17 protein-coding genes and 1 pseudogene are annotated in these 16,623 nt (G+C 38.9%); 17 read left to right on the top strand and 1 reads right to left on the bottom strand.

The annotated features are described in order from the left end of the window. The first annotated feature begins 157 nt into the window (after positions 1-157). From VJ09_RS02405 to VJ09_RS18265, 17 genes are all read left to right on the top strand, one after another. On the top strand, positions 158-352 hold the full coding sequence (locus VJ09_RS02405) for a hypothetical protein (protein ID WP_044640085.1): 195 nt from the start codon (positions 158-160) through the stop codon (positions 350-352). A 42-nt stretch (positions 353-394) separates the two neighbouring features. Then, positions 395-697, top strand: a complete 303-nt coding sequence (locus VJ09_RS02400; RefSeq protein ID WP_044640084.1) for a hypothetical protein — start codon at positions 395-397, stop codon at positions 695-697. Between the two features lie 212 nt (positions 698-909). Then, positions 910-2,163, top strand: coding sequence for an RHS repeat-associated core domain-containing protein (locus VJ09_RS02395; protein ID WP_044640083.1), 1,254 nt, complete (start codon positions 910-912; stop codon positions 2,161-2,163). Positions 2,164-2,165: 2 nt separating this feature from the next. After that, the gene (locus VJ09_RS02390; protein ID WP_044640082.1) at positions 2,166-2,564 is read left to right on the top strand and encodes a hypothetical protein; all 399 of its coding nucleotides are present in this window, start codon (positions 2,166-2,168) and stop codon (positions 2,562-2,564) included. Positions 2,565-2,619: 55 nt separating this feature from the next. Next, on the top strand, positions 2,620-3,231 hold the full coding sequence (locus tag VJ09_RS02385; RefSeq protein WP_052807179.1) for an RHS repeat-associated core domain-containing protein: 612 nt from the start codon (positions 2,620-2,622) through the stop codon (positions 3,229-3,231). A 5-nt stretch (positions 3,232-3,236) separates the two neighbouring features. After that, entirely contained in the window at positions 3,237-4,184 is a 948-nt protein-coding gene (locus tag VJ09_RS17415; protein WP_052807178.1) for an RHS repeat-associated core domain-containing protein, read from the top strand. A 308-nt stretch (positions 4,185-4,492) separates the two neighbouring features. Continuing rightward, on the top strand, positions 4,493-4,858 hold the full coding sequence (locus VJ09_RS02375; RefSeq protein WP_044640081.1) for a hypothetical protein: 366 nt from the start codon (positions 4,493-4,495) through the stop codon (positions 4,856-4,858). Between the two features lie 180 nt (positions 4,859-5,038). Continuing rightward, positions 5,039-5,962 (top strand): IS982 family transposase, encoded by a 924-nt coding sequence (locus tag VJ09_RS02370; RefSeq protein WP_044640080.1) that lies wholly within the window; start codon positions 5,039-5,041, stop codon positions 5,960-5,962. Positions 5,963-6,711: 749 nt separating this feature from the next. Further along, the gene (locus tag VJ09_RS02365) at positions 6,712-7,032 is read left to right on the top strand and encodes a hypothetical protein (protein ID WP_147635408.1); all 321 of its coding nucleotides are present in this window, start codon (positions 6,712-6,714) and stop codon (positions 7,030-7,032) included. A 104-nt stretch (positions 7,033-7,136) separates the two neighbouring features. Further along, on the top strand, positions 7,137-7,403 hold the full coding sequence (locus tag VJ09_RS02360; RefSeq protein ID WP_044640079.1) for a hypothetical protein: 267 nt from the start codon (positions 7,137-7,139) through the stop codon (positions 7,401-7,403). Between the two features lie 109 nt (positions 7,404-7,512). Then, positions 7,513-8,184: a recombinase family protein gene (locus tag VJ09_RS02355; protein WP_052807176.1), complete on the top strand. Its 672-nt coding sequence runs from the start codon at positions 7,513-7,515 to the stop codon at positions 8,182-8,184. A 609-nt stretch (positions 8,185-8,793) separates the two neighbouring features. Beyond that, positions 8,794-9,255 carry a hypothetical protein gene (locus VJ09_RS02350; RefSeq protein ID WP_044640078.1) on the top strand — a complete coding sequence of 154 codons (462 nt, stop codon included), beginning with the start codon at positions 8,794-8,796 and terminating at the stop codon, positions 9,253-9,255. Positions 9,256-9,765: 510 nt separating this feature from the next. After that, positions 9,766-10,752: an ABC transporter ATP-binding protein gene (locus tag VJ09_RS02345; protein WP_044640077.1), complete on the top strand. Its 987-nt coding sequence runs from the start codon at positions 9,766-9,768 to the stop codon at positions 10,750-10,752. Next, positions 10,749-11,720 (top strand): ABC transporter ATP-binding protein, encoded by a 972-nt coding sequence (locus VJ09_RS02340; RefSeq protein WP_044640076.1) that lies wholly within the window; start codon positions 10,749-10,751, stop codon positions 11,718-11,720. The genes VJ09_RS02345 and VJ09_RS02340 overlap by 4 nt, the downstream gene beginning before the upstream one ends. A 76-nt stretch (positions 11,721-11,796) precedes the next feature. After that, positions 11,797-13,404: an ABC transporter substrate-binding protein gene (locus VJ09_RS02335; protein ID WP_044640075.1), complete on the top strand. Its 1,608-nt coding sequence runs from the start codon at positions 11,797-11,799 to the stop codon at positions 13,402-13,404. A gap of 238 nt (positions 13,405-13,642) precedes the next feature. After that, positions 13,643-14,659, top strand: coding sequence for an ABC transporter permease (locus VJ09_RS18270; protein WP_044640074.1), 1,017 nt, complete (start codon positions 13,643-13,645; stop codon positions 14,657-14,659). A 6-nt stretch (positions 14,660-14,665) separates the two neighbouring features. Further along, positions 14,666-15,556 (top strand): ABC transporter permease, encoded by an 891-nt coding sequence (locus VJ09_RS18265; RefSeq protein WP_044641529.1) that lies wholly within the window; start codon positions 14,666-14,668, stop codon positions 15,554-15,556. Between the two features lie 428 nt (positions 15,557-15,984). On the opposite strand, the pseudogene VJ09_RS18260 reads toward VJ09_RS18265, so the two are convergent. Further along, positions 15,985-16,571: pseudogene (locus VJ09_RS18260) on the bottom strand (IS3 family transposase); the annotation flags it as partial. Positions 16,572-16,623: the final 52 nt, after the last annotated feature.

The raw sequence follows: 16,623 nt of genomic DNA, 5'->3' as shown, positions 1-16,623 counted from the left end.
TTTTACTCACAATTGTGGAAATAAACCTCCATCAAATATAAAATTTAATAAGGTAGGGTCTGGACATATAAAAAACAGGCATGTCAAACCTACAAAAGAAGAATATCTTAACAAGAAGAGCCAATGGACAACAAAACCAGGAGAGTATCGTAAGTTTATGAAAGAGACCCTTAGAAATCCAGATCGCATTACAAAACAAGGGGAAAGAAAATACACAAGATGGGTATATGAAAAAGAGTTTAATAAACCTTTAGGTGTAGATGCAAATGGAGATATTTTAACTAAAGTTCGAGTTGTTGTAGATCGGAGAGGGATAGTAGTTACAGGCTTTCCACAAAAAGACTTTAAGTGAGTAAAGAGGCTCTTTCTAGAACCTGTTTAGGAGGGGTTAGTATTGGGATTAGATGTTGTACTTTTAAACAAGGAAGGTAAAGAAATACACTCATTAGAATTATCTTATGAGTTTCACGAGGCGATGTTTAAATCAAACTTTCCTTGGAGAAAGACGGTACTAAAGAAAATTCGTGATTATTATATGGCTGACGCTGACTATGTTGGTGACAGTTTAGCTCTTTTTATTAAAGAGTTGGAATTAATGGAAAATCGAATTTTAAGTAAATATCAAGATGAGCTTAGGTCCATTATTATGAAAGTGAAGGATCCTGAAGTAAGCCGAGTTTATGTGATAGGAGATTAGAAAATATTTGAAGAGAGTAGGGACCATGAGTTCCTGCTCTTTATTATATTTAACAACAAAGATAATCCAGTAGATCCACTCAAGGATACCGATGGAGATGGCTATCTCAACAGTGAGACTACCTCCGAGTACGATGCAAACAATCGTCTCATGAAACAAACGGTAACGCATTCCGGTACCAGTACGATTCATAACTATAAAGACACGTCTCGTTGACCAAGCTTGAGAACGGGACTACAACCAAAAAGGTAGCCTACGAGTACGACCAAGAAGGCAACCGTTTAGCCCAAACAGTCGATGATCACATCCGTTATGAGTTCCAGCGAGATAGCAAAGATGAGATCTTTGGAATTGTCAAATGGGTAGACGGAGTAGAAGAGAGCCGTACCTACTTCTTCAAAGATGGAGATGGCAAGCTACTAGGACTTCGTCACAACGACATTGAATACTACTATCAGTTCAATGCTCGTGGAGATGTTATCGCCCTTACCGATCCTGCAGGGAACGTCGTCGTTACTTACGACTACGATGAGTGGGGCAATATCACTCAGATCACGGGAGATCAGGCTCTAGCAAATGCCAACCCATACCACTATGTAGGGCGTTATGGAGTTTTCTATGATGGGGAAACTGGACTTTACCACATGGGCTGGCGAGACTATGACCCTACCACGGGACGATTTATTGTAGCGGATACCTATGAAGGGGAAGAAGACAACGCTGTTACCCAAAACCGCTATCTCTACGCTGAAGGAGATCCAGTTAACAACATCGCCTCCAACTTTATCCCAGGAGCAAAGCTGATCACCTCTAGTGTGAAGGCAATTAAAGCTGGGGTAAAAGCTTACAAGACCTATAAAAAGATCAAGAAGATCGCCAAGAAAGTCCCTGCTGTTTCGCTCAAACGAATGCGAAAAGCAAAAGTATCTGTCCAGAAGAGTAGGACAGTAGTAAAAGGGACGAAAAAGGTTTCGAAGGTAACCAAGCATAGTAAGAAGCCAACAAAAGCAAGTAGTAAACGAGCCACTCAGCAGAAAAAACCAGTTAATAAGCAGAAGCCAAAACCAAACCAGTCTTCACCACATGATGTACAATCATATAAGGGGCAAAGACAGTTCTATACAGATGACATTTCCCATGTAACAGGTAAGGCTTCAAAGGCGAGAAACAAAACGATAGAATCAATAATAAAGGAAGATATGCCTAACATTAAATTTACACATGTTCCAGAATATAGCCCTTTTATAAATACGGGTGTTGCAAAAAGGGGAGTAGGGACGCAATTAGGGAAGAAATCCTTTTCATCAAGAGAAGATCTTAGAAATGTAATAATTCATGAAGAATTACACCACCGTTGGTGGAAAAGAGGTATTAATACTGCTCATCATTCCAATGATTATGTAGAAAATGAGCGTTTTTATGAAGTGATTAAAAGATATGAACGTATGAGAGGTTGGAAAAAGTAATAATGGATCCAAACGTAAGTTGTGAAAAATGTAGTAAGCCCCTAGAAATCAAAGTAGGACAGAGCATTATAGATGAAAAATTGGTCTGGCATGCTTCATTCTCTTGTCAGGAATGTCAGTATTGGCTAGAAGAGGATGGAATGGGAGAAATGCCGGATAATTACAGAAGTATTATTATTAAAGAAAAAGGATTATGGCAAATTGAAATTTTTGAATCCAAAAACATGGCACAGATTCTAAAGGTTCTACGTACTACTTTTGATTTGTCAATTGGTGATGTGGTTAGACTTAAAAAAAATATACCAGGAGTTTTATATAAAGGAACACTTGTTGAGATGAAACGGCTTGAAAAAGTTTTTCGAAAGTACAATATTAGTTGCAGAGTAACTACCAGTAATTGAGCATCTCCTAGTTTGTTTTAAATAACTGAGCATTTAGAGAGTAGGACTATTAATAGTGCCTACTCTTATTTGTTTTTACGAGTATCAGCGAGATAGCAAAGATGAGATCTTTGGAATTGTCAAATGGGTAGACAGAGTAGAAGAGAGCCGTACCTACTTCTTCAAAGATGGAGATGGGAAGCTACTAGGACTTCGCCATAATGACATCGAATACTACTACCAGTTCAATGCTCGTGGAGACGTCATTGACCTTACCGGTCCCGCAGGGAACATCGTTGTTACCTATGACTACGACGAATGGGGCAATATCACTCAGATCACTGGAGACCAAGCGCTAGCAAATGCCAACCCATACCGCTATGTAGGGCGCTACGGAGTCTTCTATGATGGAGAAACTGGGCTCTACCACATGGGCTGGAGAGATTACGACCCTAATACAGGACGCTTTATCGTTGCGGACACGTACGAAGGCGAAGAAGACAACGCTGTTACCCAAAACCGTTACCTCTACGCTGAAGGTGATCCAGTCAACAACATCGCCTCCAACTTTATCCCAGGAGCAAAGCTGATCACCTCTAGTGTGAAGGCAATTAAAGCTGGGGTAAAAGCTTACAAGACCTATAAAAAGATCAAGAAATCGCCAAAAAAATCCCTGCCCAATCGCTGAAGCGAATGCGAAAAGCTAAAATATCTGTCCAGAAAAGCAGGACAGTTGTAAAAGGGACGAAAAAAGTTTCCAAGGTAACCAAGCGTAGTAAGAAGCCGACAAAGGCAAGTAGTAAGCGAACAACACAAAAAGCTAAACCAGTAAACAAGCAGAAGCCAAGTTCCACAACGAAAAAAGGGTGTGGAAAATGCTTCACTTTAAATACCAAAGTTCTTACCAACAAAGGACAAAAGAAAATCCAAGATATTAAGATCGGAGATAAAGTCTTAGCAAAAGACCTACAAGGAACTGTAATCGCATCCTATACCTACTACTCAGATGGACTAGGTCGTACCAAAACAACTCCCGCTACAGGTACCATTACGTATCACTATGATCAGAACAACAATGTTTCTTATGAGACCAATGAAAACAATGTAATGATCGCCTACTATACCTATAATGGACTACAACCAGTATCCATGAACCGGGATGGACAACTCTATTACTTTAAGTTAAATGGTCATGGTGATGAAACGGCATTAACGGATGCCAATGGAAATATCTTATCTACCTATGAATATGATGCATTTGGTAATGTAGTAGCGCAAACTGGAACAGTGGATAGTCCTTTCCGCTATGCTGGTTATCGGTATGATACAGAATCTGGACTATACTATTTGCAAGCTAGATACTATAATCCAGACACAGGAAGATTTTTGACATTAGATCCTGATCCTGGGGATGCAGATGATCCGAAGACACAGAATGGATATAGTAATGTAAGTAATGATCCTGTTAATAAGTTCGATCCGGATGGTGAATCTTGGAAGAAAAAAGCAGTTGAAACAGTTTGGCGTTTTGTGCAACCCTATGTGAAAAGCAGTTGGGCTTGGGGTAAACGTAAAGTAAAGTCGGGTTGGGAGTCAGTAAAAAGAAATTTCCGTATCGTATCGAAAAAATTGGAAAACTGAAAGGCGATGATGAAAAGGGAAATGGCTATTGGGGTATCATGGTATCTAAAAAGAAGGGCAAAAATAAAAAATATCGATCTTTAGAATGGCATACACCACATAATGGACATGGATACCATTTTCAAATAAATAAATACTCGAAAAGGTAAATGGAAACGAGGAAGTGCATCTTCACGTTTAACAGTATGGAAGGCAAAAGATAGATGAGGTTAATTGGCCGGATTTACGGCCTTTTACTACTTTACTTTTAGATAGAATATTTATATTTCTCGGTATTATAATACTAAAAAAATCTAAGGGGAGTATCAATGAATCTAATACGTAAATTAATAAGAAAACTATTTTTCAGTGATTTAGAAAGGTTTAGTCAAAATCTTGGATATATGAGTTGGAAGGATTTGATGGACAATTCATTTCATATTTTTACTATTCCACCTGATGCAAAGTGGATTGCAACCCACATGTCTAATAAGAAATGGGTAATATGGAATGATGAAGGACAACCTCCTTTTTCATGTAGAGAGTTTCAAAGTTGGGAAGAAGCTATAAGATATTTAAGAAATTTATTTGAAAAAAATGGATTTCCTGAAGAAAACTGGGAACCTGAAGGTTTTGAGTTAAATGACGATATTTATTCTCTAGAACCTGATAAAAACAAACGAAAGGTCGATTAAAAATGGTATCGGTTGATTCGATACTTTTTAGTCAATCTATACAGTTTGCGTGTTTAAAAATATTTGATTTAGATAGTATTTTTTATAACTAAACCCGTGGTGCTAGTAACAAAATAATAGCCCTTGCAAGAAAATTCCTTCAAAATGAAAGTGCGACCTTATCATCAGGAGGAATTTCTCATGCAAGAGCACTCTCATTTTATCAAATCACTTCCGCAACTTCAAAAGCTATATCATAAAATTCTTTTGGAAGTTCAGGATATGTATAATCATCTAGTTCCACTGAAATTACGCCAAAGGCGTAACATTCATCAGCAGTACCAAAAGGACTTTGTCATCATCTCTGTTTGTTTATTAGGAAAAATGATGGGATTTACTTCTGAACGTTCTTGGCATTCGTTCGCAAAAGCGAACTTTTTCTCAGGACAATTTTTTCCTGAACGCTCTCGTTATAATCGAATTTGCAGACAACTTCTTTGGATCATTAAGTTTCTACGCTATCAATTTATACGCCGTTTCCTTGCCCAAGCTCCCTATACTATCGTAGATAGTTTGCCACTGCCCTTATGTCACTCTGCTCGGTCGTTTCGAGTGAAACGACTTCGAGGGTATGCAGATCGAGGTTATTGTGCTTCCAAGAAAGAACATTACTATGGTTTTAAGGGTTCTTTTCACATTACCAATACAGGATTCATAGTTGGCTATGTTATCTCACGTGCCTCGACTCATGATCTAAGTGTATTGGAAGAACTATTGGATCAATCTCCTCATTGCATAGTTTTAGGTGACAAAGGGTATGTAAGCGAAAAAGTTGGACAAAAGTTAGCTCGTAAAGGTATTCAACTTCTTGCAATGAAGCGCGCAAACAGTAAAAATCCTCATCCTGTTGAACTTACTAAATTTATCCGCTTCCGTAGGAAGCAGATTGAAACTCTTTTTTCCAACCTATGTGATGTATTTTGTATTGATCAACTAAAGCCAAACTCTCTGATAGGATTTGAACTTGCTATTGACACTATACTATTTGCTCATTCTCTCCTTGTTTTATGGGCAATCCAAGATCACGGAGAAGGAACTAAATGGCGTGATCAGATTTTCAACTAGCACCACGGGTATAACTAATTCTTTTCTAAGGGTCTTTGGTAGTAATCAAGTAATAATAAATCTAAAATCGGTTTGTGTTAGGAAATTAGTGAAACAACTTAAAACTTAGACAAGACTACTCTAATAGATTCGCATGGGGAACATCCTTAAAACCGAGAACCTGACCACCGGTAAGGTAAAAGATGAGTTTACCTACATCGGGGATAACCGGATCTCCGAGCGCAAATAGTATGACGATACCAACGGGAATCTTTTAGGTACTACCAGCTTCACCTTTAACGAGAGTGGAAACCTATCCTAATCTGTAAGGATTGAATCAGGAACCAACTAACGTACCGAGCAAAACTATACACCTACAACAACGAAGACTAAACAATACGGGGTGGAGGAAAAAATCTTCTGATTTTAGAGTGAAAACTTTATCTGAAGCTAAAGCTTTACTAAAAGAAGCAAGGGGGGAATATGAACAGGCTTAAGAAATACAAGAATTATGCTCCTGAGCCGGGTAAACATTACAGAGTTCAGAGTTCATCCAGAAGAGACCGGGACACAACATGCTCAACATCAAGATTTACCGCATATAAAATGGACAGATAATACAGAGAGTTATGTCAGAGGGAATAAAGTTAAAGGTAAAGGTCATATTTTCTTTGATTACCTAGATTAATAGGAGAAAATCAGATAAAAAAAAGGAAATATTCCCAGGAGTCCGAATACCTAAAAATGAAATGAATGAAATAAGGAACAAAATGCTAGCTTGGTTTGACGAAAAAGGAGTAAAAAATAAGGATAAATGGAAACATTTAAATGATGATGAACCCGTTTATCATGTGGAAAGACTACAGGAATTTGGGCAGTATTATTTGCTTTATATGTATCCTGTACCAGACCATACAGGCAAGGATCGGGATAAGTTATTCCTAACAGGAAAAGAAGATTTGATCAAATTTCTTGAAGATAACTATGATCCAGAAGAAAATTGGAATACATTGGATATCTTGATTACTCCACTAGATTATTCTTGGTCAATAACGTGCAGCCATGATTGTGAGACTTGGGTTTCTCGGTAGAGGATGTCGTATATATACTATTTAAATAGATTCTGGTTTAGTGTAATACAGAAAGATAGCATGAAAAGATAGGCATTCAACATTATTAAGAGTAGGGACTATATATGTTCCTGCTCTTTTTTCATCAAATTTATGTTTACAATGTTGGAATCATAGTAGCTACCATGAAAGGGCGTAACAATGTAAGATCCTTGGTAGTAGACTTAGCTTACACTTACACGGACGCCGAGCAAATTTCGCAAATCACCAATGCAGGTGTAGTAAAAGGCAAATACACCTATACGACGAATGGGTTCTTGAAGACCGTCGAAGCAAACGGCAAGACACTTCAATACACCCATGACGGAATGGGGAACATCCTCAATACGTAAGATTTTATAGAAACCTCTTTTTATTTCTACTATGTTTACTCCTCACTTTTCGTAGATATAATCCTCACAAAGATCTGCTATATCTCTGATTTAGGAGGAGAAAGTTATTATGAGTATTGCTGCAATCTATAGTAGATTGAGTAGAAATGAAACAGAGTTGGATGATCGAGAGTTAATGTCAAACCACAGAAGAGCATTGATTAAACTCTGTGAAAGAGAAAATTTGAAATATGATTTGTATGAAGAAGTAGCAAGTTCAACTGATTATTCAAGAGAGCAATTGAATTTAATGTTAGATAGATTGGATTTATATGATTATGTAGTGTGTATGGATATTGATAGGTTAAGTCGTTCTGAAGCAGATTTACTTGATCTAAAACAAAAATTTATCATAAATGATATTAAAATCTTAACACCAAATGGAGAAATAAACTTTCAAAATGATTCATCAAACCTAGTCTTTTCTTTTTCTGCAATGCTTTCAGAATACGAGCACTCACAAATTAAAAAGAGGTTTATGCGTGGGAAAATATCAGCAGTAGAGAAAGGAAAATTTTCTTTTGGTGGAAAAATTCCTATTGGCTACACTAAAAATGAAGATGGGCGATTGGAAATTCATCCAGAGGAATCAAAAATCATTCAGCTTTTGTATGATTTAGTTCATGCTGGTCATAGTCATGCTTATGTATGTAAGCAACTTGATTTACTTGGCTATAGATCAAGAAGTGGTCGAACATTTGTATCATCTAGAGCTTGTTGCATTATTACCTCAGAAATCTAAATAATTAGCGGTTCCAAGGCGCTTTTTTAGTGTCACAAGATTTTAGAAGGGTATGCTGCAAATTGGTTTCTTGGAATGGGGCAGAAGATGAACAATTATGAAGTGAAGCTTTTTTACAATTAGCGAAGGGGGTATTACTGAAGACGAATTTTGTCAAAAGTTCCAATAATATTTTAAAAAATCCAAATGAGCTTATATACCGCTTGTAGGGTATGTAAAGGTTTCTATGACAAGGAAAACAGGATTCTATCACATGGGCCAGCGAGAATATGAACAGATCATTAGGACGGAGGGGATTTATATGAACAAAAAATCTTATGAAGAGGTAGAAATGCTTTTAAAACAATGGGGAGACCACCGGCAAGGTAAACGATGAGTTTCCTACATTGGGGACAACCGAATCTCCGAACGCAAAGAGTACGACGATACCAAAGGGAATCTCTTAGGTACCACCAGTTTTACTTTTTATGAGAGTGGAAACCTATCCCAACCGATGCGTACCGAAGCAGGTACAAGAAGACTGAGCAAAACTTCACCTACAACAACGAAGACCGGTTTGTCTCGTTGACCAAGATCGAGAACGGGACTACAACGTATTAAAGGATTTCGATGAAAGTTGGTTTTTTAGATAGATTAATTCAAAATCATCAGGAAAGATATGATGCATTTAAAAATGCGAGTTCTGTAGATACTATTATCGAATTATCAAAAGTGTTAAAGCTCTTTTCTAAAGAATGTCGCGAGTTAAACAATGTAGAAGAAGAAATTGTTCCATACTTTCGATATGGCTTAGAAAAACAAGATTGGGGAAGATACAGTCGATTATGGTTTGGATCTGCATTAGAACACCCTTCTTCCAGATATGTTCCATATCTCGTGAAAATTGCAGAAGATCCAGATCCTACTTTTCCACATTGGTTTGCATTCGATACATTATCATATTTGCCAGAATACATAACAGAAAGCTGTGTTCCAGATTTAATTAAAATGATGGATTGTCGGAATCCTAACCCATCATGGTCAGAAGATGTTATATATAAATGTTTTGAAATATTCAACAGTTTGAGTTAGACGAAGAAGATCCAAAGTAATTAAACCAATTGAATCAGCCATATGTTTTTACCATGTTGGGTATTCCGGCATGTTTTTTTGCTTAATAGTCTGTTTTTTCACCTGTTTTCCGTAGCGTATATATCTCTTTCATAATATTGACTACATGGCATCGATATTCTTTTTTTCCGTTCGATTAATGTGTAATAAGCGATACCAACCTAGGTAGAGATCGCCTCTTTGATAACAATAGTAACAAAGAGAAGTTTTGGCTCTATGACCAAACTACTTCAATACCTTTCAGAATATTACCATTATAAATTTAAATTCGAAAAGGAATTATGAAAGCAATATAGAAATAATATATATGAACATTTTGAAACAATATTTTGAAGGAGTTGTAAAATTCCGATTAGAAATACTTGTATTCTGTTAAGCAAAAGCACAGTAGCCATGGATAAAAAATTGTTGTTCAATTAGAAAATTGAATTTTTAAAAGGTTATAGCATCTTTGGCGTTAGAGGTGTTGCTATGTTGCGAAATATATTAGAAATTTTACAATTAAAATTACAATTTTTTACTGACAAAGGAATTGTCAACGCAATTGACGGTGTGAATTTGGAAGTGAAAGAAGGGGAGGTAGTCGGGCTTGTTGGAGAATCCGGCTGCGGAAAAAGTGTCACCTCTTTAGCAGTGATGGGTTTAGTCCCTCAACCTCCAGGAAAAATTGTCAGTGGTTCGATTCGCTTCAAGGGGACGGAAGTAACCAAATTAAAGCCGAAAGAGCTTCGTAAACTTCGTGGCAACGAGATGGCGATGATTTTCCAAGAACCGATGACCTCACTTAACCCTCTTTTTACGATCGGTGATCAGATTGTCGAGGCGATCCGGATTCATCAGAAATGTACCAAAAAAGAAGCGAAAGTCAAGGCACTAGAGATGTTACGAAAAGTAGGGATTAGTCGCGAAGGTATTTTAAAAGAGTATCCGCACAAGTTATCTGGTGGGATGAGACAGCGGGTAATGATTGCGCTAGCGATGGTATGTAATCCAAAGTTGCTAATTGCTGATGAGCCGACCACCGCTCTTGATGTGACGATCCAAGCGCAAATTTTGGAACTGATGAAATCGTTAAATCAAGAGTTTGGAACCGCGATTTTGCTCATTACTCACGATTTAGGTGTGGTTGCCGAAATGTGTGACCGTATTGTCGTTATGTATGCTGGACAAGTTGTAGAAGAGACAGATTCTAGAACCTTATTTAAAAACCCTCAACATCCTTATACCAAAGGATTACTCAATTCAATTCCTAAATTAACAGGGAATGAAAAGCGTTTGTACTCCATTCCAGGTCAAGTTCCGAACCCTCTATATTTTCCTATTGGCTGTCGATTTGCTCCACGTTGTGAATATGCGATGGAACAATGTCACATCGAACAACCTGAACTTCTACCCGTTACAGATGGTCATCAAAGCAGATGTTGGTTAACGCAAGAAAAGGGGTCGATTCCATCATGAGCCAAAAAGAACCTCTACTTTCAGTCCGAAATCTAAAAAAATATTTTCCAATTCGTGCAGCAATTTTGGGTCGCAAAGTAAGCGAAGTAAAAGCAGTCGATGAAGTAAGTTTTACCGTACATCAAGGGGAAACTCTGGGCATTGTAGGTGAAAGTGGCTGTGGGAAGTCCACGACAGGTCGAGCGATATTACGCCTGATTGAGCCTACTGCTGGGGAAGTCATTTTTGATGGGAAAACGCTTACAAAGCTACATGATGAAGAAATGAGGAAATCTCGTAAAGATTTACAAATGATTTTCCAGGACCCTTTTGCTTCGCTTAACCCACGAAAAACCATTGCTCAGACGTTAGAAGAACCCTTAAAAGTACATGGGATCGGCGGAAGTGCCCGGCAACGAAAAGAACAGGTACAAGAACTACTCAAGGTTGTTGGACTTGGGAAGCACCATGGCGAGCGGTACCCACATCAATTCAGTGGAGGGCAACGGCAACGAGTAGGGATTGCCCGTGCTTTATCAGTAAAGCCAAAGCTGATTATTGCCGATGAACCAGTATCTGCCTTAGATGTATCGATCCAATCGCAAGTATTAAACCTGATGGAAGACCTGCAAGAACAGTTTCAACTAACCTATATCTTCATTGCCCATGACCTTAGTGTGGTAAGACATATCAGTGATCGGGTCGGTGTGATGTATCTGGGTAGAATGATTGAGCTCGCAGACCGAGATAATTTGTATGACAACCCGAAACATCCATATACACAGGCACTTCTGTCCGCAGTGCCCATTCCTGATCCTGAAGTCAAACGGGAACGAATCTTGCTTCAAGGAGATATCCCTAGCGCTGCGAATCCGCCAAAAGGTTGTGCTTTCCATACTCGCTGTCCTTATGTGATGGATATATGTAAAGAAGTACGTCCAGAGTTTAAAGAGCATCGTCCAGGGCATTATGCAGCCTGCCATTTATAGTGAAAATGCTATGAAAGGAGGTGGGGGCAAAGCCTGTTTCTTAAAAAGTCCTCATTTAATATTAAGGAGGTAAACAATGAATAAAAAATGGCTTATAGCTCTTGTTCTTCTATTTACTGTATCTACATTTTTAACGGCTTGTGGTGGTGGTTCTGATTTAGCAGCTACTGACAATGTATTAGTATATGGTCGGGGTCAAGATTCGAAAAAGTTAGACCCTGCTCAAGTAACAGATGGAGAATCATTAAAAGTAACTCGTGCGATCTATGACAACCTTGTGGAGTATGATGATAAAACTACGGAAGTGATCCCTTCTCTGGCAGAGAAATGGGAGAACAGCCCAGATGGAAAAGTTTGGACTTTCCATCTAAAAAAAGGTGTAAAGTTCCATGATGGTACTCCATTTAATGCCGAAGCTGTTGTCTATAACTTTAATCGTTGGATGGATCCTAATCACCCTGAGCACAAAGGTGGAGACTTTGGTTACTATGCCTATATGTTTGGGGGATATAAAGGCGACTCTGGGCATGTAATCAAAAGCGTAACAGCAACGGATGAGTATACGGTAAAAATTGAACTATATAGACCACAAGGCCCTTTCTTAGCTAACCTTGCTATGCCGCCGTTTGGAATCGCCTCCCCTACTGCAGTGAAAAAAGGACCAGACCAATTTAACACCAACCCGGTTGGTACAGGTGCGTTCAAATTTGAAAGCTGGAAGAAAAATGAATCCATTGTTTTAGTAAAAAACAAAGAATATTGGCAAAAGGGAAATCCGAAACTCGATAAACTCATTTTCCGTGTGATTCCAGATAATTCAGCTCGAATGACTGCGCTGCAATCCGGCGATATTGACATCATGGATGGAATGAACCCAGATGATGTCAAACTGGTAAAGGCTAATTCAAAATTGCAACTGTTTGAACAAGAAGGAATGAACGTTGCCTATCTCGCTTTTAATACCACCAAAAAACCATTTGATAATCCAAAAGTACGTCAAGCATTAAACCATGCTGTTAATAAAGAAGGAATTATCAAGAGTTTCTATGCAGGAATGTCAACACCAGCGGTCAACCCGATGCCGAATGTAATCTGGGGTTACAACCAAAACGTGAAAGATTACGAATTTAACCTTGAGAAAGCGAAACAACTTTTAAAAGAAGCAGGGTATCCAGATGGATTTAAGGTTGAGTTATATACCATGACCAACCCACGGCCATATATGCCAAATGGTAAGAAAATTGCTGAGTTTATCAAAGAAGACTTCAAAAAAATCGGCGTAGAGGTAACAGTGGTTCCGCTTGATTGGCCAACCCATCAAGAGCGTGTGAAAAAAGGCGATCATTCAATGGCTCTCTACGGATGGAACGGGGATAATGGAGATCCGGATAACTTCCTTTATGTACTCTTAGACAAAGATAACACTCGTGCCCCTGATGCTGGAAATATTGCGTTCTATGTCAATGAAGAATTACACAAAGTGTTAATTGAAGCTCAGGAAAGTTCCGACCTAAAGAAACGTACCGAATTGTATGAAAAAGCACAAGAGATTATAAAAAAAGATGCCCCATGGGTACCATTGGTACATGCAACGGTTCCGATTGCCGCTAAGAAAGAGGTAAAAGGATTCTATCCGCATGCAACCTCAACGTACAAATTCCACCAAGTGTATTTTGAAAAATAAGGGTGATTTATAAAGTGAAACTTCATTCAGAGGGGAGTTCTTTCATACCCCTCTGAATGTTAGTTGATCTTATCGGGTTCTTATGGGCAGTTATCCCCCGCCTAAGTCTCTTTACTTCTTAGAGTTTGGAGGTGGGGGTCTTACTGCCCGTTAGGACGGGATAAATGGAAGCAGGAAATATGGGTGGCATTTTGATTTGCCACCCTTTACATACACCATTCAAGGTAGGTGAAATAGCATGATGGCGTACATTGTTCGCAGAATTTCGATGTTGATCCCTGTCCTGATTGGGCTATCCATCATTACCTTTGCGATTGTTCATGCTATTCCTGGAGATCCAGTACAAACAATATTAGGGGATAAGGCCACTCCAGAAGCGGTTGAAAGAGTAAAGGAAGAGCTAGGACTTAATCATCCTTGGTATATTCAATATTTTCATTATCTTAAGGGATTATTACAGGGTGATCTTGGTAATTCACTTGTTACCAATGAACCGATTGCGAAAGAAATTATCCCTTTTTTAGCGGCAACAACTGAGCTTGCTTTTGCTAGTATGATTATTGCCGTATTTTTTGGGATTAACTTAGGGGTTTTAGCTGCCTGGCGGCAAAATACAGTGATTGATTGGACTACAATGATGATAGCTCTTATTGGCGTTTCCATTCCTGTTTTTTGGTTGGGGCTGATGGAGCAGTGGCTGTTTGCACAAAATCTCGATATCTTTCCAGCAAGTGGTCGTCTTAACTCTCGTTTGGTCTTTGAACCGATTACGAATTTCTATTTGTTGGATTCTTTGCTTCGAGGAAATATGAACATATTGATAGATGTATGGAATCATCTGGTTTTGCCAGCAGTTGCTTTAGCGACGATTCCGATGGCGATTATTGCGCGGATGACCCGTTCCAGTATGTTAGAAGTGATGCGTTCCGATTATATTCGTACAGCTCGTGCGAAAGGATTATCTGAGTTTTGGGTTATTTATAAACATACACTAAAAAATGCCAGTATTCCGATTTTAACAGTTATTGGTTTACAGATGGGATCTTTGCTCGGTGGAGCTGTGCTGACAGAGACCATTTTCAGTTGGCCGGGGGTTGGTAGATATATTTATGAGGCGATTGAATCACGTGATTACACAGTAATCCAGTCTGGAATTCTGGTCGTTGCGGTCATTTTCGTCCTGATTAATTTAATAGTGGACTTATTATATGCATGGATTGATCCGAGAATTGAATACGGGAAGGAGCGAGATTAAATGGAAATGCCACCCGTTGTGATGAAACCAAACCAAAATCCAGAACTGGTCGAGCCGACTGAATCTCCACTTATGGAATTTATTCGGTCCGTTTACCGCCATCGTTCTGCACTAATTGGTGCATTGATTGTGATCTTTTTTGTGTTGATTGCGTTAATTGCTCCTTTGATTACTTCTTATAGTTATTCGGAGCATAGTCCAGATATTTTCCAGGCGCCCTCAGCAGAGCATTGGTTTGGTACGGACGAGATGGGGCGGGATATTTTCACTCGTGTGGTTTATGGTTCTCGAATCTCCCTCTGGATTGGATTTGCAGCGATTTCTGGTTCGATTATGGTAGGAAGTTTGCTGGGGCTAATCGCTGGTTATTATAGTGGCTGGAGAGATACAATTATTTCCCGTATTTTTGACATTTTGCTCGCTTTTCCAGGGATTTTGTTAGCGATTGCGATTGTGGCGATGCTTGGTTATGGTCTGGGAAATGCGCTGATTGCGATTGCGATTATTAATGTTCCAACTTTTGGACGATTGATGCGTTCTCAAGTACTGAGGATCAAGGAAGAAGATTATGTGCTAGCGGCACGAGCGATTGGGATGAAGAATAGTCGGATTTTGTTTCAGCATATTCTTCCTAATTGTTGGACTCCGATTATTGTACAAGGAACGCTTGGGTTTGCTACTGCGGTGATTGAGGCGGCTGGGTTAGGATTTTTAGGTTTAGGTGCTCAACCGCCAGAGCCGGAGTGGGGTACGATGTTGGCAGATGCGAGAGCTTATATGCAGTTAGCGCCATGGACGATGATTTTCCCAGGGTTGGCGATTATGATAACAGTACTTGGTTTTAACTTGTTTGGGGATGGATTGCGGGATATATTAGATCCAAGGATGAAGCAGTAGGTTGAATATAGAAAGCACCTAGTCTATTGATTTTATCTATTATAGATGAGAATACTCCCACTTCTCAGCATAGCGAAAGTGAGAGATGAATTTGCGTTGAACAATAGAGGGTTTCTACCTTCTCGTAAGTCCGACCTATTTCCTTCATAAGTTTCTCTAGTCCGGTCCAAAACGCCCTATGGGGAGTGAGCAAAGCAGTACGGAAGATTTAAAGAGAAGTGCTGCTCACTTTGTCTCCATAGGGTGTTCTTCTGCTGGATAGGACTGGCAAAGGCTTCGGCTGGAAAAATGGTTCTCGTAGGCGATCTTCAGAAATACGATCATCACGAGGAGAAGGGTTTGAGTATGAGATCGAAATGGATATACCTTTAAAACGACTTAATAGTATGAAAGTAACGTGAACTACATTGCCATTGAAATGGCTTGGTACTTCGGCTCTTTTTGAACTGGGCGATGGTGTACTTTGAAATAAGCCCTTGTTGGTTCATGATTCGTCCGATTCGTCTTCTAGAAATGATCCATCCCCGTTTTTTTAATTCCACTTTAATTTTTCGTGTACCATAGGTTAGACGGCTTTTTTGAAAGATGTCTACGATCACAGACGTGATCGTATTCTTCAAGGACTTTCTATTCTTTTTTTCATAATAGTAAGTGCTTCTAGGGAGTTGTAGGACTTCGCACATTGCTGATACTGAGTATTTGTGACGATTATTTCGGATCACATTTACTTTCGTCCCATGATCAGCGCGGCTTGCTTTAAAATATCGTTTTCCATTCGTAAACGTTGAAGCTCTTTCCGAAGCTGAATTAATTCAGCTTCTTCGGTTGTTCGGTTGTCCTTTTCTTTAAAGGAGCCACTGTTCTGACTCTGCCTGATCCACTTATCTACAGCAGATGGAGTAAGATCATACTCTTTGATAATTTCACTTCTTGGTTTCCCACTTTGATGCAATTGAACAATTTGGTGTTTAAACTCCTCGGTAAAAGTACGTCTTTTTCTTCTTGTCATAATCAATTCTCCTCGTTTCATGTCCCTTTGAAACAAGTGTAATTGACCTTATTTTTTC

It is taken from the genome of Risungbinella massiliensis, from assembly GCF_000942395.1.
Lineage (GTDB): Bacteria > Bacillota > Bacilli > Thermoactinomycetales > Thermoactinomycetaceae > Risungbinella > Risungbinella massiliensis.
Note: the sequence above shows the minus strand (reverse complement) of the source record. Positions and strands in the feature narration are given on the sequence as shown.